Raw genomic sequence first — 19,857 nt, forward strand, 5'->3', positions numbered from 1 at the left:
GGGGAAGACGCATGAAATTAGCCTATCGCTTCGACGAGCGCCGTATCGAGATTCTGGAGTCGGCCAACGGGACGGACGCCGAATTCGAGATCAACCTTCGCGACCTGGATTTAGAGGACGGCTTGAGAGAAGTGAAGAAGAGGTTCGACGAGAACGATAGTTACACGGACGTGTTGTTTTACGCGTATGAGAATCATCGATTCAAAGTCATCGTACGAAGCGAGTATTACGTCGATTTTATTATGGCGCTGATGGGGAATGGATTGCTGCGGCAGGTGGAGTGGACGGAATAGAACGTCACGGGCAAAGGAAATGCCCAAGGAGAGGTCGAATGGAAGATAGGAGGTAACGAAGGCGCTGCCATGCGAATGGCGCATGACGGCAATTCAGACGAATGGGAGGCGAGAGTCATGAGTCAGGAATGGCGCATGGGAGCAGAACCGTTCAGCGTTACGCTGCACGGCTTAGCGAAGCAGCACCGTCCCGGCGAGGAATACGGGGCGCTGATCATGGAGCTGCTTGGGCAGGTATGGTCGGAGATTCGCGGTCGAGCGCTGCCGAACCTTGGGCGCAATCATGTCATTTATGAGGAAGACGGCTCCGTCTTCGCAGGCGTTGAGCTGGTGACGCAAATCGCAGGCGCGGAAAGCGCCGGCTCCGGTCCCGATCTAATGGCAAAGTCGCTGACCTTGCCGGCATACGCCTATTGCGTGCATCGGGGTCCTTATGGTGAACTCGGCCGCACCTATGACGCGCTGGTCGCGGCCGTTCGGGCGTCCGGGCGTGAATGCCGCCGGCCGCTGCTCGAGATTTACGGACATTGGCAGGAAGACGAGTCGCTTCTGGAAACCGAGATTTATTATTCGCTGCGGTGAGAAGGTGCGCGAACCGCAGCGAACCGCCGCGAACCGCCGCAACCCGCATAACAGGAAAATCGAAAGCCCCGGCCAATGAGGACCGGGGCTGTTTCGCGTTGTTTTCGCTACGCTTCCTTCGGACGGTCGATCGCTTCGGACATCGTTTTATCCGTCAGATGCGCATAGATTTGCGTCGTTTCCGGCGATGCGTGGCCGAGCTGCTCCTGCGTTTTGTAGAGGTCGTTGCGCAAATAGTAGTCGGTCGCGAACGAATGACGCAGCTTGTGCACGGACAGGTACGGCTTGCCGAATCGTTTGGCGTATTTGATCACCATGGCCTGAATCGCGCGCTTCGTCATGCGGGAGCCTTCGTTCTTGCCGTTCGCGATCGCGAGGAACAGCGCTTTCTCCCGTTTTGGCGCCTTGTATTGCGAGTCGCGCAGCGATAGGTAATGCTGCATGTCCCGCAGCGCGTCCTGACGGAAATAGACGGGCGTCTTGAACGTCTCGTCGTTCTTGCCTTTGCGGTATACGTAGAGCAGCTGTTTCTTCAAATCCAAGTCGTCCACGTTCATGTTGACCAGCTCGGATACGCGCAGCCCGGAATTCAGAATGAGACTGACGATGGACGTATCCCGCGTCCGGTTGTTCGCGTAGGAATAGGAGGCTTGCTTATTATTGGCGACTTCCATGCCGTAATCCTCGTTAATGTAGCGAATGAATTCCTCGATTTCCTGCTCCTGCAGCAGCTTGCCTTCGAGCTTCGCGGCCGTATCCTTGGGCTTCGAGGTTCGTTTGACCGATACCTTCGCCATCACGTTGCGCTTCAGCAGCGGATAGAACTCCTCGTCCTCGGCGATTTGGCTCAAATAATGAAAGAGCGAGCGCAGCGACGACAGCTTCCGCGAGATGGTCGTTCGGCTGTTGCTCGACTCCGGACGGGTGGCGAGGAACATGCGGAACGCGTCGATGCTGTCCATATGCAGCTTCTCCAGCTCGTCCAGCTTCACGTCGCGAATCGCAGGTCCTTCGGCAAGCCCTTCGGCCAGAAGCCAGGAGAGGAAGGCGTCATAGTCCCGTACGTATTCCAGCAGGGAAGAAGGAGATAGGTCCGGGAGCTTGAAGTTGATGAATTTCTCGATATACCATGGCATCGTCGGCGTTCTCCGGTCCAGCTCCTGCCGGTCCTTGACCTTCAGAATGTTCATGTCGACATGCACCTCCGTGTAGTCCATTCTAGTGCAGCGGCCGGACAAAGTAAATCCTGGAAAAGAACGCGCGTTCGATCGCAGTAGGCAGCTTGTGGCCGCGTTCGATCGATTTGAAATTGCGGGCGGATGCGGATAATGGAAGTTCGTTGTTGACATCAGGCCTCTTTACTTATATAGTTAGTTACATGAGTAACTAACCAATGTGGTGGTGAAGCGATGGGAAACCAAATCGATGACAGCCGTCCCATCTTCGTGCAGATCGCCGAACGAATCGAGGACGATATTTTGGAAGGCGGACTGCCCGAGGAGTCGCAAGTGCCTTCTACGAATCAATTCGCTTCCTTCTACGGCATTAATCCGGCGACGGCAGCGAAAGGCGTTAATTTGCTGGTGGATCAAGAGATTCTGTATAAGAAGCGAGGGATCGGCATGTTCGTATCATCCGGGGCGAAGGTGAAGCTGATGGAGAAGCGCAAGGAACAGTTTGTCGAACAATACGTCGTGACGATGATGCGGGAAGCGGAGAAGCTCGGGATTACGAGCGAACAGCTGACGGACATGATCCGCGAGAGGGGGAACCGGGCATGAGCGCAATTGTAGAGGCGAAGCGGCTGACGAAGACATACGGGAGCTTCACGGCGGTCAATAATGTAAGCTTTACGATCGAGCCGGACAAAATCTACGGCTTGCTGGGCCGTAACGGCGCAGGGAAGACGACGATCATGCATCTGATTACCGCGCAGCTGTTCGCGTCAAGCGGCGAGCTGCTCGTATTCGGCCAAGAGCCTTACGAGAACGAACGCGTGCTGCGCCAGACCTGCTTTATTAAGGAAAGCCAGAAATATCCGGACACCTTCCGCGTCACGGACGTGCTCGGCACGGCGGCGATGATGTTTCCGAACTGGGACGAAGGGTTCGCGAAGCGGCTGCTGACCGATTTCAATCTGCCGCTCAAACGCCGGATGAAGAAGCTTTCCCGCGGCATGCTGTCGTCCGTCGGCATTATTATCGGGCTTGCCAGCCGGGCGCCGCTCACGATCTTCGACGAGCCATATCTGGGTCTGGACGCCGTCGCGCGGAACATCTTCTATGAGCGGCTGATGGAGGACTACGCGGAATTCCCGCGGACCGTCATTCTCTCGACGCATTTGATCGACGAAGTCAGCAAGCTGCTGGAGCATGTGATCGTCATCGACGGCGGGCAGATCCTGCTGGACGAGGAGGCGGATTCCCTCCGAGGCAGAGCGTATACGGTCACCGGACCTTCGGCGAAGATCGATGCCTACGCGGCCGGCAAGCCGGTCATTCATCAAGAAGCGCTCGGCGGAAGCCGCGCGGTCACGGTGTTCGAACGGCTTGGCGCTACCGATCAGAAGCAGGCCGAGGCGCTCGGACTTCAATTCTCGCCGGTTACGATTCAGCAGCTGATCGTCTGTTTGACGACCCGGTCATCGGAACAGAAGGGGGCTTATCTATGAATTCATCGGTCAAAAGCGTTGTCCGCATGCATATGAAGGATCGTTTGTCTTGGTTCTATCTGCCGTGGTGCATCATGCTCAGCAGCTTCGTCATTAATCTGATTTTAGCCGGGACGATGCAGGAGGAACAGCTCGTAACCGGAGGCTTGGCCTCGATCTTCATCTATATGCTGGTTAGCGGCATCGTATCGGTTCAGCACACGTTTCCGTTCGCGCTCGGCTTCAGCGTCCGCCGCCGCGATTATTATTCCGGATCCATGGTCATGATCGTGGCCGTGAGCCTCTTTACGAGCATCCTGCTCTGTCTGCTGTCTTACATCGAGGACGCATCGGGCGGCTGGGCCGTGGAGCTGTATTTCTTCCATATTCCCTATATCACCGACGGCAACGCGCTTCAACAGCTGGTCGTATTCGCCTCGGTGCTGCTCTTCATGTATCTGCTGGGCTTTGCCATCTCCAGCCTGAATCGCCGCTTCGGCAAGATGGGCTTGTATACGGCGGCGATCGCATCGCTGGTCCTCGGAACGCTGTTCGTCTACGGCGTCATTTACTTGGAATGGTGGAAAGGGATCTTCGATTTCTTCGACGGCCGCTCGGCATTCGAAGTCGGACTGCTGCTGCTTCCCGTATCCATCGTGCTGTCGGGCATTTCTTATGCGCTGCTGCGCAGAAGTACGGTATAATCTTCGGAAATCCTGTCAAATGAGAAAGTTTTAAAATCATTAAAAAACCCCCTTAATCGCTCATGAAGCCCGGGATTCATGTTATGATCAGTCTCCATAATCATGTTTGGAGGGATTCAGGCTTCATGAACAGACACAAACGATTGACCGCCTTATTCGCCGGCATGCTGATCGCGGGAAGCTCCCTGCTTAGCTTTGGCAGCCCTGCAATGGCAGCTTCCCCGACGACGCTCAAATCGGGCAGCCAAGGCGGAGACGTGGCGGACCTGCAGTTCAGACTGCAAACGCTAGGTTATTTCAAAGGCACGATCACGACGACATACGGCCTTATTACGCGGACCGCCGTTACGAAATTCCAGAAGGAGCACGGACTCGCGGCGGACGGGATAGCCGGACCCGCCACCTGGTCTAAGCTGAAGAAGCTGACCGTCAACAAGCCCGAGCTGTCGAAGCTCGCGCGGATCATTTATTCCGAAGCCAGGGGCGAGGTTTATAAAGGACAGGTGGCCGTGGGCGCCGTCGTCATGAACCGTCTTCAGTCGCCGCTCTTCCCGAAGACGTTGACGGATGTCATCATGGCGCCGCTCGCGTTCTCCGCCGTCGCGGACGGACAATATTGGCTGCTGCCGAACAACAGCGCCTTCTTGGCTGCGAAGGATGCTGTCCGCGGCTGGGATCCGACGAAAAACGCGGTTTATTACTACAATCCGACGACGGCGAAATCCAAATGGATTCTGTCCCGCAAAATAACGACAAAGATCGGCAATCACGTGTTTGCGATCTGATCGACAGGTGATTAACCCCATTAACTAAATCCGCCACCGGCGGATTTTTTTTCGTTCAAACGCCCAAATCGACCGCAACTAATTCACGCCGGCCCCCGTCTTAATTAACAGGAGAACGAGAACGCCGCAGCGCGCCGCTCATTTAATGCCATTAAACATACTGCCTTGCTCGTGCGCCCGGCGAAGCTGTCCGTCTCCGGATAGATCTTCGCCACATTCATTCAGAAGAGGAGAGAGAATCATGAAGAAATGGGCAATCGCCTTACTCGTCCTATCTCTGTTTGCGTTCAGCAGCACGGCAGCATTTGCACAAGGCAGCAATAGCGGGAGATCCACGTCCGCCAAACTGAAAAGCCAGCAGGCATCCTGCAACGTGACCGTCATCATGCTTAATCAGGTCCTCCAGAAGACCAAGAGCGAGCAGACGAAGGCGCTGCTTAAGAACCTGATCGCGCAGTTCAAGGCGCAGTGCGTATCCGGCGCGAACCCGAACGATCAGAGCATCAAGAAGGTGACGGACGACAAGAACGCGTTGGCCATACAATTCCTTGGCGGCGATTCGGCGATCAACGTCACGCTCCCGATCATCCTGCCGAGCAAGGGCAAGAACGGTTCGAGCGTCAAGTGGACGTCGAGCAATCCGCAGATCCTCTCGAATGACGGGCTGACGATTCACCGGCCGTCGCAATCCGACGTCGCGGTAGACTTGACCGCTTCGCTGAAGTTCAATAACGCCACGGCGAGCAGAACGTTCCGCGTCGTCGTCAAGGGCGTCTATCCGCAGCTCTCCGACAGCGAGCGCGTCGCGAAGGACAAAGCGGCGCTCGCGATCGGCTTCGGTGGCTCCGACAACGCAGGCAGCGTCACGCAGCCGTTCAAGTCGCTCCCGTCGAAAGGGGCTAACGGCTCCGCGATCAAGTGGACGTCCTCGGCGCCGAACATCATCTCGAATGACGGCCGCAGCGTAAATCGTCCGGGCAACGGCAGCGGGGATGCGTACGTCGTCTTTACGGCGATCATTCAATCCGGTTCCTCCACGGACATCAAGATCTTCCCGGTGACGGTGAAGCAGCAGATGCCGGATCCGCAGCGCGTAGCAGCCGACAAAGCGGCGCTCGCGATCGACTTCGGCGGATCGGATTCGACGGGGCGCGTGACGCGGCCGGTTGACGGGCTGCCTTCCAGAGGCGTGAACGGTTCCAAGATTACCTGGACCTCGAGCACGCCGGGCGTGCTCTCCTCGGACGGCAAGACGATTCACCGTCCGGCTTACGGAAGCGGAGATGCCTTCGTCGTGATGACGGCCATCATCAACAGCGGCTCCGCGACCGACGTGAAGGTGTTCGTCTTGACCGTCAAGCCCGAATTCAACAATCAGGAGAAAGCCGCCGCCGATAAAGCCGATCTTGCCATCTCGTATAAGGGCAGCGATAATGCTTCAAGCGTGACGCAGCCGCTGGGACTGCCGAGCAAAGGGTACTACGGCAGCACGATCGTCTGGTACTCGAGCAATTCGGCCGTGATCTCCAATAACGGCGCGACGCTCCACCGGCCGGCGCACGGAAAAGGCGATGCGGCCGTGACGCTCACCGCGGTCATCAGCAATAATGGATACGGGGATGTCCGTACCTTCAACGTAACGGTCAAGCAGCAATAGCGTTCGGAAAGCCGCCTCTTGGCCGAATCCGACCGGTTCGATATTTATGGTTGTACGGAACGCCCGATAAGCGCTATGATTTAGTCGAGGCAATTCTACCAGCAAGTACATCATATCGGACAGATCGGGTGAAGCAGATGGAGATCAACTATTGTATGTCATGCGGAGCGCCGCTTGAGATTCGCGACGTGGACGGAACGATGCGGAAAGCCTGCACGGCGGACGGCTGCAGCTTCGTGCATTGGGGAAATTACAGCATCGGCGTCGGCGCGCTCGTGCTGCGGGACGAGAAAGTGCTGCTGGTGCGCAGAGCCCAAGAACCGGGCAAAGGCTATTGGACGAATCCGGGCGGTTATATCGAGCAGCTCGAGATGATTCATGATTCGATCAAGCGCGAAGTCAAGGAAGAGACGGCCGTGGATGCGGAAGTTCGGGGAATCGTGGCGCTGCGCGACCTGCCGCGGAACATTCATAACGTCTACATCGCGTTCGCGATGGATTACGTGAGCGGGGAACCGGAACCGGACGGCGTCGAAGTGGATATGGCAGGGTTTTACAGCCTGCAGGAGCTGGAAACGATGAACGTTGCCGGATTTACGCGCTGGTTGATCGACGTCGCCTTGCGTTCGGGAAGCGACGGTTTGACGGAAGATCCGGCGCCGATCGTCAAGATGGACGGACACGGGTTGTTCCGGGTATAAAACGCAAAAGAGCCGGATACGCAAAGGCTGCTGCCTTGCCTATCCGGCTCTTCATGCGTTAGTTGAGCACGCGACGCGCCGTAACGTAATTCTTCTTCCAGTAGCTGGAGCTCAAATCGGAAATTTCGACGCCATCGTTGGCGCTGTGCAGGATTTTATTATTGCCGGCGTAGATGGCCACGTGGCTGATGCTGTACCCGTTCGTTTTGAAGAAGACGAGATCGCCCATGCTGAGATAGCCTTTCGCGACCTTCTGTCCTTTCAACGCTTGGTCAAGCGAAGTACGGGGCAGGGTAATGTTGAAATTGTCGTATACATACTGCGTGAACGAAGAGCAGTCGAATGCGTTCGTCATATAAGGAACTGCACCGTAGAGATAGGGTGTGCCTATGTATTTCTCGCCATAGCTGATCAATTCTTTGGATTTCGCGGTTGCTGCTTCTGCGGTTACAGCCGTTTCGACTACGACGGCTGTCATGCCGATCGAGGCGCAAAGACTCACATTTAGGATGCTTTTGAGTAAACGTTGTTTGGAAACTTTCATGTCTTTCCCTCCAGCTCTTCAAGGTGCCATTTGTCTTTCAACACTATAGCACAGTTGAAACAGGGGGTTTTTGCAGGATGAGGGAAGATAAACAAGGCAACAATGGGCAAATTCGACTTTATGAGAATTACGTGAGAAATTTCTAATTTGTAAAGGCTTGTTTTGTCGAACGGCGTCATTTGGATTCGAAAACCGAACTCTGGTATGATAGTAGAAGCAGTCAAGCGAAAGAAAGGACGTGTCTACGCATGAACGATAACCTGATAGATTCATCCCGCAATTCCAATCCTCAGCTGGCTCGGGCGGCCTTCGCCGGAGGCTGTTTTTGGTGTATGGTAACCCCGTTCGAGGAGCAGCCCGGCATCCATGCCGTCGTCTCCGGTTATATGGGGGGACATACCGTCAATCCGACGTACAAAGAGGTATGCACGGAAACGACGGGGCATGCGGAAGTCGTCCAAATCACGTTCGATCCCGCGATCTATCCGTACGAGAAGCTGCTTGAAACGTACTGGCGCCAGATCGACCCGACGGATGCGGGCGGACAGTTCCACGATCGGGGCGATTCGTATCGCAGCGCGATCTTTACCTACGGCGAAGAACAGCGTGCCGCTGCCGAGCGCTCCAAACAAGAGCTTCAGCAGAGCGGCCGCTTCGATAAACCGATCGTGACGGAGATCGCCCCGGCATCGGAATTTTATCCGGCAGAGGATTACCATCAGGACTACCACCATAAGAATCCCCTTCGCTATAAGATGTACCGCAAAGGCTCGGGCCGCGACGCCTTCATCGCCGAGCATTGGAATACGCGGCAGGACCGCGAAGCCCGCCGTGCGCAGTTGACGCCCGCGCAATTCGAAGTGACGCAGAATAACGGCACGGAAGCGCCGTTCACGGGCGAATACTGGGACTTCAACGGGGAAGGCATCTATGTGGACATCGTCTCGGGCGAACCGCTCTTCAGCTCGACGGACAAATTCGATTCCAACTGCGGCTGGCCGAGCTTCACGAAACCGATCGTGAACGCCAACGTGAAGGAGAAATCCGATTTCACCCATGGCATGATCCGCACGGAGGTGCGCAGCAGGGATGCCGACTCGCATCTTGGCCACGTATTCAACGATGGGCCAGGCCCGACGAAGCTCCGTTATTGCATCAATTCGGCCGCGCTGCGCTTCATCCCGAAAGCCGAGATGGAAGCGCAAGGATACGGTCATCTGCTGTCCTCGCTGTAATCAACGGACGAGTCCCGTGCTTTCGATGATCACGCGCGAGCTGACTTCGAACTTCACTTGCGGATAAACCTCCTGCCAGTGTTTCCAGTCTTGCTCGTTTCCGAAATATTTCGCCAAGTAATGCAGGCCGAACCCGTAAGGGTCGACGCCTGCATTTCTTATTTTGATCAGCAGTTTTTTCGTCGTCCGATTCATTTCCTGTTCTAGCAGGCCTTGGACTTCGGGAATTTTGCTGTTTAACAGGACGACCGCGCTTTGCTCGACTATGCCTGTGATCTTGAACCGAAGCTTGACGGTAGGTACGCGATCCCTCGTAATGCTGACATCCCTGGATACCCGAGAAATATACAAGACGAGCCGTTTGCCTTCGTAGTTGATCGCGATTCCCGAGCGGGAAAACGAATTCGCGCTCAGGTTGTACAGGATCGTTTCGGCTCTGTTGAGGAGAAGTTGTTCTTTCGTTTTGTTCAACAACACCAAATTCTCCACGACGTAGGAATCCCCGTCGAAGCGGATCGTCGGAAAATAGGGATCCATGCCCTTCTCCGAGAAACGCCGGAAGATGTCGAATAAATATTCCGTGACCGTATACGGCGAGACGGTTCCTTCCTTGCCGAAGGTCAAGAAGAACGCGTTGCCGGCGATGCGTTCCGTCGCGGGGTTGGCCTTCAAAATTGCCATCGCCGTCGGCTGCGCTACGGCCGCATAGGAAATCAGCTGGATATCGCGCCGCCGGCTCAGCCAATTAAGCGGCTCTTCCATCGAATGCTTGATTAACGTTTTGCCGAAGAGGAAAATGCGGCATTGACCGAAGTCGAGCTCCTTGTCGACATGCGATTTTAGGTTGCGGACGGCTTCCGCGATACTGGGGGCCGCCAGATGCTCTACTTGGCTTTCCGCCAGGCCTTCTCCGATCTTGGATGCGGGAATGGCGAGACGGAGGGTAACTTCGTACGGCTTTTCCTTGTCTCCGGTCCAATCCACGCCCATCGCGACGACGAAGAATCGTTTATCGAGATCTTTGAAGCCGCATCCGCTCGAACTCGCGAGAAAGCCCAGGATCAGAATACTTGCAGCGATTTTCTTCATTCGGCAGCCTTCCCGATGGCCGCGGACTGCGCTTCCGCCCGCGGCTTGTTTTTCGACTTCGATTTTTTTTGTCGCCATACGAAATACAGCATCATGAATACCGTCAAGATTTCGACGAAAAACCGCGTGATAATCCATACCTCCGATACCCGTTGGTTCTCTTCCGTCGATATGAAATACATGTAGACGAACGCCGCGGCTCCGATTCCGACCGAGAACCAAATATTGATACGGGACGCGGGAGTCTCTTCCACGCTTTTATATCCATTCAGCGTATACCGGATGAAATGGATCGTCGTATGCCAAGTATTCATGACGTAGAGCAGCGAAATGCCGGTAAACATCAGCAGGAAGACGTACAGCACCCGATTAATGAAGCCGTAGTCCAGCGCCATGGAATCGGCCGTCATCGACCAGAGGTAGACGTATTCCTGCACGCCAACGGTACCGTGGAAGCCGATGGGCACGAAAAAGGTCACCGCGAGAAACAAGCTGCTGAACAGGGGCACCACCCATCGAAACTTGAACTTGAAGCCTTCTTCATGCATGCGATTGAACAGCACGAGGCTCATATAGCCCGAGAACAGGAAGGTCGATGCCGCTATGGTTATGAAGGACGGAGCGATTCTGACGTAGCCGGCTACGTAACGAATGGCATCCCAGTTCATGTTTTCGTTCGTGATCGCCTTCAGAAGAAATAGAATGATCAGCGGCGTGATGAGCACCATCGCGATTTCCTGAATGAATTGCACGGTCCGCGTCGACTGGCAGCTGGCCCAGGCCGCCGCGCCGGCGAGCAGGATCAGGTTGACCAGCGGAGGCATGTCCGGATAGAAGAACATTCTCGCCGTCTCGGCGTAGGAGTATAGGACGATGATGCCGGACGGAAGCCAAACGAATAAAGCGGCGGACAGGATGTTCACCTTCGTCAGCCATCGGGGCAGATAGAGATCGCTGATTTCGGGATACCCGAGACCGGGAAAACGCTCGAAGCAGGCCATCGTCACGAGCGACATGACCGAGCTGATCGCGATCGCGACCAGCATGCCGGAGACGGCTCCGTGAAACCGGTCTCTGATGAGCAGGGTAGGGACGAACATCATGATATTGATCATGCCGACGTAGAAGACGTGATAGTAGAAATACCTGATCAAGACGAACGCCCTCCTTTTGCGGCGGCATGATGCCGTTTGGCCTCGTTCTTCGGCACGTACACGGCAAGGTATGGCTGACCGAAGCTGCGCAGACTGCACCAATAGACGATCAGGCTGAAGAACGTTACGACGACGCCGAGCAGGCCGTAGAAGATGGAGACGATGACGAAGACATATTTGATGAACCGTATGGAATAGCCGAAGCCGTTATTCGGGATAACGAAATTCGAAATCGCGACGACGGAGGTGACGATGATCATAATGCTGCTGACGAGACCGGCTTGCTGAATGGATTGGCCGAGAATTAAACCGCCTACGGTCGTGGCCGTGGACCCGATGGACCGGGGCAGTCGTAAGCTAGCCTCGATGAGCGCTTCGATCATGAATAGCATCAGGAATACCTCGATGAACGACGGATAAGGCACGACGACCCGACTGCCGGCAATGGACAGCGTCAATTGAACGCGCAGCACCTCGGGGTTATAGGAGACGATGGCGATATACGTAGCGGGCAGCGTAATCGTCAGTACCATGGCGACGTAGCGCAACATAAGCAGAAACTTGCTCATCCAATGAAATTCGTAATCATCGTCCATCGCATGCATGAAATCGAACATGCGCACGGGTAGGACAAGGCCGAAACGGCTGCCGTCCAGCAGCAGCGCCACTTTGCCGCGCTCGAGCATCGTCGCGATGCGGTCAGGGCGCTCCGTTTGGAGTATAATGGGAAATAGCTTGTGACGTCTTCCGGACAGCTCCTTGAGCAGCAGCCCCGTGGCGCGCAGCGTTTTGACTTTGACTTTGGACAACCGGATGTTGATTTGTTCCAACACGTCGCGATTTACGAGTTCGGCGTCGTAGAGCAGCGTGACGCGGGACTTCGAGGCTTCGCCGAGCACATGCTGCTCCACGCAGAGCGTCGGTTCGTTGTAGCGGAGTCGGACCAAGCTGACGTTCATGTCGAGATCTTCCGTCATCGCGGACTGGGGTCCTTGCAGCGTGGATTCGATCTGAACTTCGTCCGGCCGGTCGAACAGCTTGCGCTGCGCGTCGAAGCGGTAGACGGTATCCTCGATTTTGAACAAGAGCGTGCCCTTCAGCAGCAGATTCGTCCATAGCTGGGGCTCGTCCACTTCGGAAAAGCAAGGATCCGCTTCGATCATGCGATTGAAGACGGGAAGTTCGAAACGATAGGAGAACGGGACGAGCAAGCCGTCTTTGATAAGCGTCGGGTCGCACAACGAAGGGAAGTAACAGACCTCCATTTGGATAATGCCGTTATCCAAGGTGTCGCTGAACAAATCGGACGGATTTTGCAATTCCTTGCGAATTTGTTCGATCATGAAGCCGCCTCCGTTCCCTTGATTTGGGAATTAGGATGCCCGGAAAGCGGTACAATATGCAAATGCTGGATAGGCGGTCCATATCGAAGCGAGAGAGGAGCGGGATGGGAATGAAATTCGTGTTAGCGCCGGACTCATTCAAGGAAAGCATGGCTGCCGGGCGGGTCGCCGCCATTATGCGGGAAGCGATAACGGAGATTGCGCGCGGCAGCGAGGTCGAGATCGTGGAGCTGCCCGTCGGCGATGGCGGTGAAGGAACGTTGGAATTGCTGGTGAATGCGTTAGACGGACGCATGGTGGAAGCGAAAGTCACTGGTCCGCTGGGCGAGCCGGTCTCGGCGCGAATGGGTTTATCCGGCGACGGCAGGACGGCCATCGTGGAGATGGCGCAGGCAAGCGGCTTGCAGCTGGTTCCGGCGGCGGCTCGAAATCCGCTGCTGACGACCACGTACGGAACGGGGGAATTGATTCGGCTTGCCCTGGACAGCGGCGCCGTCGACCGCTTGATCGTGACGATCGGAGGAAGTGCCACGAACGACTGCGGCGCGGGCATGCTGCAAGCGCTTGGCGCCCGTCTGCTGGATAGCGGCGGACTGCCGATTGGACGCGGAGGAGGCGAGCTTCATCGCATTGCGGCCATCGACCTGGCCGGCATGGATTCCCGCTTGAAGTCGATCCGGGTGTCCGTCGCTTGCGACGTGACGAATCCGCTGACCGGTCCGCATGGGGCATCGCATGTATTCGGACCGCAGAAAGGCGCGACGCCGGAGGTGGCGGAGCAATTGGACGCGGCGCTGACGCATTTCGCGGATTGCATCGAGAAGACCGAGGGTCTTCGTCTGCATGATATTCCCGGAGCGGGCGCCGCAGGCGGGCTCGGAGCGGCATTGATGCTGTGCGGCGGCAAGCTCGAGCCGGGCATCGAGCTCGTCTTGAACGCGGTGGGCTTCGATTCGCATGTCAGGGGAGCCGATTATGTCTTGACTGGAGAAGGCCGGATCGACAGCCAGACGCCGGGCGGCAAAGTAATCGCGGGCATCGCGAAGCACGCGAAGCAGGCCGGCGTGCCGGTGCTCGCCTTCGCGGGCAGCCTGCAGCCGGGCTACGAGGAACTGTATGAGGGGGGCTTGCAGGCGGTGTTCGGCATCACGCCGAAGCCGATGACGCTGGAAGAAGCGATGAAGCAGGGCGAGGCGAATTTGCGTCAAACGGTCTCGAACGTGGTGCGGCTGATTGTTGGGCAATCTGGACCTAAGAACAAGACGGAATGAACCGGATCAAATGAACAGCAATGACCCGTCCGCGAGCAATTTAGAGCTCGATGACGAGATCGTAGGACGAAGGCGGACGAACCTGCGCGAAATAGTAAGCCTCGGATGGATCCCAGCGGCGATGCCACGCGATATCTTCGCTGTTCTCGCGTTCGTTATGCCGTCGGTGCCTGATCGCGTCCGGAACCTGGATTAGAATCTTGTAGTCGAGCAGGTCGTTCAACTCGGGCAAGGCGCTGTAGATGCCGTCGAGCAGAATGACAGGCGAAGGCTGAATGATGACGGACTCTGGGGCCAGCTTATCTTCCGTCTCGAACGAATACGGACGGTAGCGGGCTGGCTGGCCGTTCAAGAGCGGCTCCAGCACCTCGCGTCGAAGCCGAATCCAGTCCATGCAGCGGCGGCATTTCTGCTCATCCGGGCATAGGTCCCATTCCTCGTCTGGTACAGCCGCGTCGAAGAAATCGTCGTAATGGATGACGGAGGCTCCGATCAGCGGCGCCGTCATGCGCGTCAGCGTTGACTTTCCGGCGCCGCTTCCGCCGTCGACGGCCGCGATCATTGGACGTTTGAACCGGGATGATGCCGCTAGGACGGAGGCTGCAAGGGCTTTTGCCGCTGCTTGTAAATCAGGGAATAAATGGTTCGTTTCATCTGTCATGGGTATTCCCTCCTTTGGAGCATGCTCCATCTATTCGCGGCTCTCCGCGCATATACCTTCTAAACAAAGGTCGATAAGCAAGGAGCTGTCAGGTATGTATTCGGAGATGGGTAATGAAAGCTTAACCGCGCAACGCGGACGACTCATACGGAAGGAAGGGTGCGCATGCATGGTCCGGGTTATGTAATTCTATGGGTGATTCTGCTGCTGGTGCTGCTCGCTGCCGGCTGGCGGAGAAGATGGTGGCCATTGGCCATTTACGCGCTCGGCTGCCTCATTCTGCTCGTGGAAGTCAACCGCGGCAACGGCGGATGGGAGGACTTGGCCGAATTCGCAACGCTCATCGTGTTCGTGCTTCCGCTGTATCTGATCGGTTCGATTGTTTGGTTGATCCTCTACTTGGTGGAAAGGAAACGCAAATTAAAAAATTAATAAATGTCATTAATGATTAATACCGTGAAGGTTAAGAAAAGGAGTGATTCGCATGGCTATCGTTCAAGTTACGATCGTTCCGCTCGGAACGGAATCGCCGAGCGTCGGCGCCTACGTGGCGTCCATCGTCCACGTCCTGCAGGAAGCCAAGGAGTCCATCCGCTATCAGCTGACGCCGATGAGCACGATTATCGAAGGCGAATTGGACGACTTGCTCGCCGTCGTCCGTCGCATGCACGAGGTGCCGTTCTCGCACGGCGCGATGCGGGTATCGACCTCGATCACCATCGACGACCGGAGAGACAAGAAGGGAACGATGGAACAGAAGATGCGATCGGTAGAAGAGAAACTGCGCTGATGGAGGTGCGAGAATGTCCGGTACGATAGATGGTCTGCCGATGGTCTTGTTCGAAGGGCAGCGGCAAATGGAGGACTGGCTGGAGCAGCATCATGAGGCTTCGGCGGGCATATGGGTGCAAATCGCGAAGAAGGCTTCGGGAATCACATCGATCAGCTATCAAGAGGCGCTCGAGATTGCCCTCTGTTACGGCTGGATCGACAGCCGGAAGGAGAAGCTCAATGACGAGCTGTGGATTCAGCGGTTTACGCCCCGCGGAGCGCGAAGCATATGGTCGAAGGTGAATGTCGAAAAGGCAGAGCGGTTAATCGAGCAGAATCGAATGAAAACCGCGGGCCTGCGCGCGATCGAGACGGCGAAGCAAAATGGCCAATGGGCCAAGGCCTATGCGCCGCAGAGCACCTCCGAATTGCCGGAGGATTTTGCCGATGCGCTGGCCCGGAACGAGAAAGCCGGCGCGTTCTTCGAGGCGCTCGACAAGCAGAATCGGTACGCGATGATTTTCAGGATTCATAATGCGAAGAAGGCGGAAACCCGGATGAAGCGTATTGCGCAGTTCGTGGACATGCTGGAGAAGGGCGAGCGGATCTACCCCAAATGACTGCGCGTGCAGGCATTGTTAGGGTGGACGGTGGAACAACGAACGGCAGAACGGCAGAACAGCAGAACAGCAGAACGGCAGAACAGTAGAACAACAGAACAGCAGAACGGCAGAACTTCAGAACAGCAAAAAACCTTGGAGCCGCAGCTCCAAGGTTTTTGTATGCCCGTTTTTATCAAGACCTAACTCAACATCATACCAGCGCGTTCCGAAACAGTCTATATTTTTATTTCCATTTCCGCTACCATTCTAGTTGCCGGCAATACGATGGATGGGGAGCGATGCGATCGTATGTATCATCGAGGTCATCTTCGACCGCAGGATTTGGAAAGCTTTGCGAAGCAAGCCTTTGGAACCGGGTATCGTCCGGTCAAGACCGAGCGTCTGTACGGCGGTGCCCAGAAGGTCATCTACAAGGTGGACTTCGCAAACGGCTTCGCTTGCCTGCTGTACGTGTGGGATCTGAGCCAGAATTACTTTCAGGAAGAAATCGAGGATGCCGACGCTCCGTCGTGGAATTCGTACGGCGCGAATCTATTCGCCGCCAATCAGGCCTTTCTGAAGCAAAACGGCATTCGCACGGCAGCCCTTTATGCGATGAATCGAGAACGGACGCAATACCCCTTCGATTATGCCTTCGTCGAATTCATTGCAGGTCCGAAGCTGGAAGCTTACTTGGACGATGCTTCTCCTCGGAGCGAGCCGTTGATGGAACAGCTGTCCGATCTCCTGCGGCGCATGCACGGCTTGAGACGCGAGACATACGGACCTGTCGACGGCTGCGAGGATCAGCTTATTCCCTGCCATCGCTACCAGTTGATGAATGCCTTGCGCCAATTGGATTATGCCGCGCAGCATGTTGCTTCTGTCGCCGCTCATCGGGAGCAGCTGATTCAACGCATGCATGACCTGGAGCAGCAGATCAAGCCCCGTCAGAATTATGGGCTCGTACATGGCGAGCTTGGTCCTGACCATCTGTTAGTCAAAAATGATGCGGAGCTCTGCTTGATCGATATCGAAGGCGCGAGTTTCTACGACGTCGAGCATGAGCACGGCTTCTTGCGGCTTCGCTTCGGCAGCTGGTATCGGCATCTGCAGGATGACGCTCTTGACGCGGATCGGCTGGCATTCTATCAGCTGCATCACTATATTTCATGTACCTCCGGAGGTTTGAAGCTGCTGCAGCGCGGTTTCCGCGACGAGGCGCTGGCAAGGAAGATATTCGAACATAATCTTCGCAGCGCCTTGGCCTTCATTGGCCGGTCGTGACTCGGAGGGCGGAGGAAGCGTAACATTGCGTTTGGGCGTGTGCGCCATTCACGCGATCGAAGGCCAGTTTATGCGAGTTTGAAGACCCGAATGGCCTCTGTGCCGTTCGGGTCTTCGCTGTCTGCAGCGAACAAGAATCGCCTGCATAATCTGCCAAATCGAGGGAAAACCAACAGAACGACCCGAGAGGAGGCAAGCGGATGAGTAAATGGTTTCGCGTATTCGCAGGCGAATGGCGGCATTTGGTCCGATCTCCGATGCTGATTGTCACCTTTGCGGCCGTAGCCATGGTGCCGCTGCTGTACAGCGGATTCCTGATCGGCGGTACCTGGGATCCGTACGGGAAACTGGCCAATCTGCCGATCGCGGTAGTGAATCGGGATCAAGGCGCCGACTTCGAGGGCAAGCCGCGCAGTCTTGGCGAGGAATTCGTCAACGAACTGCGTTCCAACGACGAATTCGCCTGGAAGTTCGTGACGGCGGAGGAAGCGGCCAAGGGCATGAAAGGGAATCGTTATTACGGCACCATCACCATCCCGGCCTCGTTCTCCGCGGATGCATCGTCCGTGGAGAGCGAGCATCCCAAGCAGGCGGAAATCATCTTCGAATCCAACAGCTTCAACAACTTCATCGCCGGTCAAATCGGCGAGAATGCGATTAAGGAACTTCGCGGCCGGCTCTCGGAGACATTGACCGAAGCCTATTCCAGAAGCATGCTGTCGCAATTCGAAACCGTCTCCACCGGATTCGCCGATGCTGGGAAGGGTGCGGGCGATCTGAACGCCGGCGCAGTATCGTTAAGCGAAGGCATCCATAAGCTGAAGGTGAACATGGATGCGCTCGCAAGCGGGACGAGCAAGCTTCGTAGCGGAGTCGGCCCCCTCCGGACTGGAGCTTTGCAGCTGCAGGACGGCTCGGCGGAATTAAGCAGCGGCGCGGCCGAATCGTCGCAAGGCGCGAATCGATTGAAGACGGCCGCCGATCAGCTCGCGAAGGCGGCGGATGATACCGCCGCGGGGCTCGATGCCTTATTCGAAAGCTTAACCTCATCCCAGTCCGATGCCGCCAAGTTAACGAAAGATCTGCCCGCAGCGGAGACGAGCCTTCGTAAGCTGGCGGACGAACTTGCCGGCTCGGCTGCGGCAAGCGGCAAAGTAGCGGCAGGCGCAAAAGAGGCCGCGGCGGATCTAACGCGGCTTATAGCCGCGCATCCCGAGCTTGCGGATGATGCGGCCGCTCAACGTCTGCTCGCTGCGAGCAAGGAGATTTCGCAGGGCGCTCAAGCTCTTCAAGCCGATCAGAAGGAACAGACCGCTGTCGGCAAGAAGCTTGCGGACGGAGTCAAAGCTGTGGTTGGCAGTGCCAAGAGCTTAGGCAACGACAAGCCGATAGGCGATCTATTCGGTCCCTTACAAACCGGACAGCAGCGTCTTCTTGCAGGCGTTCACGCGCTCGATTCGCAAGTTGCCCGTCTCGCCGCCGGCAGCGAGCAGCTCCGGGCGGGTGCTGCTCGTCTGGACAGCGGCTTAGGCGGATTGGCCGGCGGAATAGAGAAGCTGACTGCTGGCATCGATGAAACCGCGGTCGTCGCGCGTCAACTGAGCACCGGCGCCGCGAAGCTGGATGCCGAGGCGCCAAGGCTCGCGGACGGCAGCAAGAAGCTGGCGGCCAAGCTGAACGAGGCTGGGGAAGAGACCGCGGCGGTGAAAGCCGATGATACGATCGTCCATCTGCTGGCGGATCCCGTCATGATTCGATCCGTGGACGACCGAAAAGTGAAGATTTATGCGGGCGGCATCGCGCCGTATTTCATCTCGATGTCGCTGTTCGCAGGGGCGCTGGTCTTCACGACGATCTACGCGGCGCGAGGGACGCGGGTCGCCCGCGCCGCGGGAGCCCCTCTGCTGATCGGCAAGCTCTTGGTCTTCGGCTTGATGAGCCTCGTCCAATCGCTTGCGGTGTGCACCCTGCTGGTCGCGGTCTTCGGCTTGCAGGTCCAAAGCATCCCGTTATTCTACCTGTTCACGCTCATGACGGGACTGACTTTCATGATGCTCGTCCAAACGCTGGTCACGTGGCTGGATCAGCCGGGCCGATTCGTCGTCCTGCTCCTCATGATCTTTCAGCTGTCGTCGAGCGCGGGGACGTTCCCGCTCGAGCTGCTGCCCGGCTGGGCGCAGGCGCTGCATCAGTGGCTGCCGATGAGCTACAGCATACGAGGCTTCAGGGACGTGATCTCCAGCGGGGACTTTACGCGCATGTGGCATCAGGTCGGTTATTTGAGCATCTTCTTGGTCATCTCGGTATCGCTCACTTGCGCGTATTTCTTGACCACGGATACCGAATCGGACGATGAGCAGCTACTGCCGGTCAAGATTTGAATGCATGACACGACGGCCCTGGGTTAGCGGTCGGTAGTTGCAGGATGAACACTCCATGGCCTGGCAGCGGAATTCGTTTCCCCCAGGCGATCTTGGAGTGTTTTTTTGCGCCCAATGGCATGCGCCGATCGGCGAGAGTCTCCAAGG

Annotated in this window: 21 protein-coding genes; 15 read left to right on the forward strand and 6 right to left on the reverse strand. The window is 56.5% G+C overall.

Features of this window, described 5'->3' with window-relative positions; genetic code table 11:
* Positions 1-11: 11 nt before the first annotated feature.
* Together GT003_RS04480 and GT003_RS04485 are read left to right on the forward strand one after the other, a co-directional pair.
* Positions 12-293 (forward strand): hypothetical protein, encoded by a 282-nt coding sequence (locus tag GT003_RS04480; protein ID WP_161694876.1) that lies wholly within the window; start codon positions 12-14, stop codon positions 291-293.
* 117 nt (positions 294-410) lie between these two features.
* Complete coding sequence (locus GT003_RS04485) at positions 411-875, forward strand: GyrI-like domain-containing protein (RefSeq protein ID WP_161694878.1); 465 nt, start codon at positions 411-413, stop codon at positions 873-875.
* A 107-nt stretch (positions 876-982) separates the two neighbouring features.
* On the opposite strand, the gene xerS is transcribed toward GT003_RS04485, so the two are convergent.
* Positions 983-2,065, reverse strand: coding sequence for a tyrosine recombinase XerS (xerS, locus tag GT003_RS04490; protein ID WP_161694880.1), 1,083 nt, complete (start codon positions 2,063-2,065; stop codon positions 983-985).
* A 219-nt stretch (positions 2,066-2,284) separates the two neighbouring features.
* On the opposite strand from xerS, the gene GT003_RS04495 reads away from it, so the two are divergent.
* The 6 genes from GT003_RS04495 to GT003_RS04520 all read left to right on the forward strand — a co-directional run bounded on the left by GT003_RS04495 (position 2,285) and on the right by GT003_RS04520 (position 7,372).
* Complete coding sequence (locus GT003_RS04495) at positions 2,285-2,656, forward strand: GntR family transcriptional regulator (protein WP_161694882.1); 372 nt, start codon at positions 2,285-2,287, stop codon at positions 2,654-2,656.
* Complete coding sequence (locus GT003_RS04500; RefSeq protein ID WP_161694884.1) at positions 2,653-3,546, forward strand: ABC transporter ATP-binding protein; 894 nt, start codon at positions 2,653-2,655, stop codon at positions 3,544-3,546. Before GT003_RS04495 ends, GT003_RS04500 begins: the two co-directional genes overlap by 4 nt.
* Entirely contained in the window at positions 3,543-4,229 is a 687-nt protein-coding gene (locus tag GT003_RS04505; RefSeq protein ID WP_161694886.1) for a hypothetical protein, read from the forward strand. The genes GT003_RS04500 and GT003_RS04505 overlap by 4 nt, the downstream gene beginning before the upstream one ends.
* Before the next feature lie 125 nt (positions 4,230-4,354).
* Entirely contained in the window at positions 4,355-5,014 is a 660-nt protein-coding gene (locus GT003_RS04510; protein ID WP_161694888.1) for a cell wall hydrolase, read from the forward strand.
* Positions 5,015-5,255: 241 nt separating this feature from the next.
* The gene (locus GT003_RS04515) at positions 5,256-6,671 is read left to right on the forward strand and encodes an immunoglobulin-like domain-containing protein (RefSeq protein WP_161694890.1); all 1,416 of its coding nucleotides are present in this window, start codon (positions 5,256-5,258) and stop codon (positions 6,669-6,671) included.
* Positions 6,672-6,826: 155 nt separating this feature from the next.
* On the forward strand, positions 6,827-7,372 hold the full coding sequence (locus tag GT003_RS04520; protein WP_338045840.1) for an NUDIX domain-containing protein: 546 nt from the start codon (positions 6,827-6,829) through the stop codon (positions 7,370-7,372).
* 58 nt (positions 7,373-7,430) lie between these two features.
* On the opposite strand, the gene GT003_RS04525 is transcribed toward GT003_RS04520, so the two are convergent.
* Positions 7,431-7,916 carry a C40 family peptidase gene (locus GT003_RS04525; protein ID WP_161694894.1) on the reverse strand — a complete coding sequence of 162 codons (486 nt, stop codon included), beginning with the start codon at positions 7,914-7,916 and terminating at the stop codon, positions 7,431-7,433.
* A gap of 248 nt (positions 7,917-8,164) precedes the next feature.
* On the opposite strand from GT003_RS04525, the gene msrA reads away from it, so the two are divergent.
* Positions 8,165-9,151 (forward strand): peptide-methionine (S)-S-oxide reductase MsrA, encoded by a 987-nt coding sequence (msrA, locus tag GT003_RS04530; protein ID WP_161694896.1) that lies wholly within the window; start codon positions 8,165-8,167, stop codon positions 9,149-9,151.
* Here the strand turns inward: msrA and GT003_RS04535 are convergent, their stop codons facing one another.
* Genes GT003_RS04535 through GT003_RS04545 form a run of 3 tightly spaced genes read right to left on the reverse strand, consistent with a single transcriptional unit; the run spans position 9,152 to position 12,737 of the window.
* Positions 9,152-10,240: a Ger(x)C family spore germination protein gene (locus GT003_RS04535; protein ID WP_161694899.1), complete on the reverse strand. Its 1,089-nt coding sequence runs from the start codon at positions 10,238-10,240 to the stop codon at positions 9,152-9,154. It lies immediately after the preceding gene.
* A complete protein-coding gene (locus tag GT003_RS04540; RefSeq protein WP_161694901.1) occupies positions 10,237-11,394 on the reverse strand; it encodes a hypothetical protein in 1,158 nt (385 codons plus the stop codon). Before GT003_RS04540 ends, GT003_RS04535 begins: the two co-directional genes overlap by 4 nt.
* Positions 11,391-12,737, reverse strand: a complete 1,347-nt coding sequence (locus GT003_RS04545) for a spore germination protein (protein ID WP_161694903.1) — start codon at positions 12,735-12,737, stop codon at positions 11,391-11,393. Before GT003_RS04545 ends, GT003_RS04540 begins: the two co-directional genes overlap by 4 nt.
* 110 nt (positions 12,738-12,847) lie before the next feature.
* On the opposite strand from GT003_RS04545, the gene GT003_RS04550 reads away from it, so the two are divergent.
* Positions 12,848-14,008 carry a glycerate kinase gene (locus GT003_RS04550; protein WP_161694905.1) on the forward strand — a complete coding sequence of 387 codons (1,161 nt, stop codon included), beginning with the start codon at positions 12,848-12,850 and terminating at the stop codon, positions 14,006-14,008.
* Positions 14,009-14,048: 40 nt separating this feature from the next.
* Here GT003_RS04550 and GT003_RS04555 read toward each other — a convergent pair whose 3' ends face one another.
* Complete coding sequence (locus GT003_RS04555) at positions 14,049-14,669, reverse strand: uridine kinase family protein (RefSeq protein ID WP_161694907.1); 621 nt, start codon at positions 14,667-14,669, stop codon at positions 14,049-14,051.
* Between the two features lie 165 nt (positions 14,670-14,834).
* Here GT003_RS04555 and GT003_RS04560 point away from each other — a divergent pair, with 165 nt between their 5' ends.
* The 5 genes from GT003_RS04560 (at position 14,835) to GT003_RS04580 (ending at position 19,710) form a co-directional block, all read left to right on the forward strand.
* Positions 14,835-15,101, forward strand: a complete 267-nt coding sequence (locus GT003_RS04560; protein WP_161694909.1) for a hypothetical protein — start codon at positions 14,835-14,837, stop codon at positions 15,099-15,101.
* A 52-nt stretch (positions 15,102-15,153) separates the two neighbouring features.
* The gene (locus tag GT003_RS04565; RefSeq protein ID WP_161694911.1) at positions 15,154-15,459 is read left to right on the forward strand and encodes an MTH1187 family thiamine-binding protein; all 306 of its coding nucleotides are present in this window, start codon (positions 15,154-15,156) and stop codon (positions 15,457-15,459) included.
* Between the two features lie 13 nt (positions 15,460-15,472).
* On the forward strand, positions 15,473-16,060 hold the full coding sequence (locus tag GT003_RS04570; RefSeq protein WP_161694913.1) for a YdeI/OmpD-associated family protein: 588 nt from the start codon (positions 15,473-15,475) through the stop codon (positions 16,058-16,060).
* 291 nt (positions 16,061-16,351) lie between these two features.
* Complete coding sequence (locus GT003_RS04575) at positions 16,352-17,329, forward strand: phosphotransferase family protein (protein ID WP_161694915.1); 978 nt, start codon at positions 16,352-16,354, stop codon at positions 17,327-17,329.
* Between the two features lie 200 nt (positions 17,330-17,529).
* Positions 17,530-19,710, forward strand: a complete 2,181-nt coding sequence (locus GT003_RS04580; protein WP_161694917.1) for a YhgE/Pip domain-containing protein — start codon at positions 17,530-17,532, stop codon at positions 19,708-19,710.
* Positions 19,711-19,857 lie beyond the last annotated feature (147 nt).

This window comes from Paenibacillus sacheonensis (assembly GCF_009909195.1).
GTDB lineage: Bacteria > Bacillota > Bacilli > Paenibacillales > Paenibacillaceae > Paenibacillus_Z > Paenibacillus_Z sacheonensis.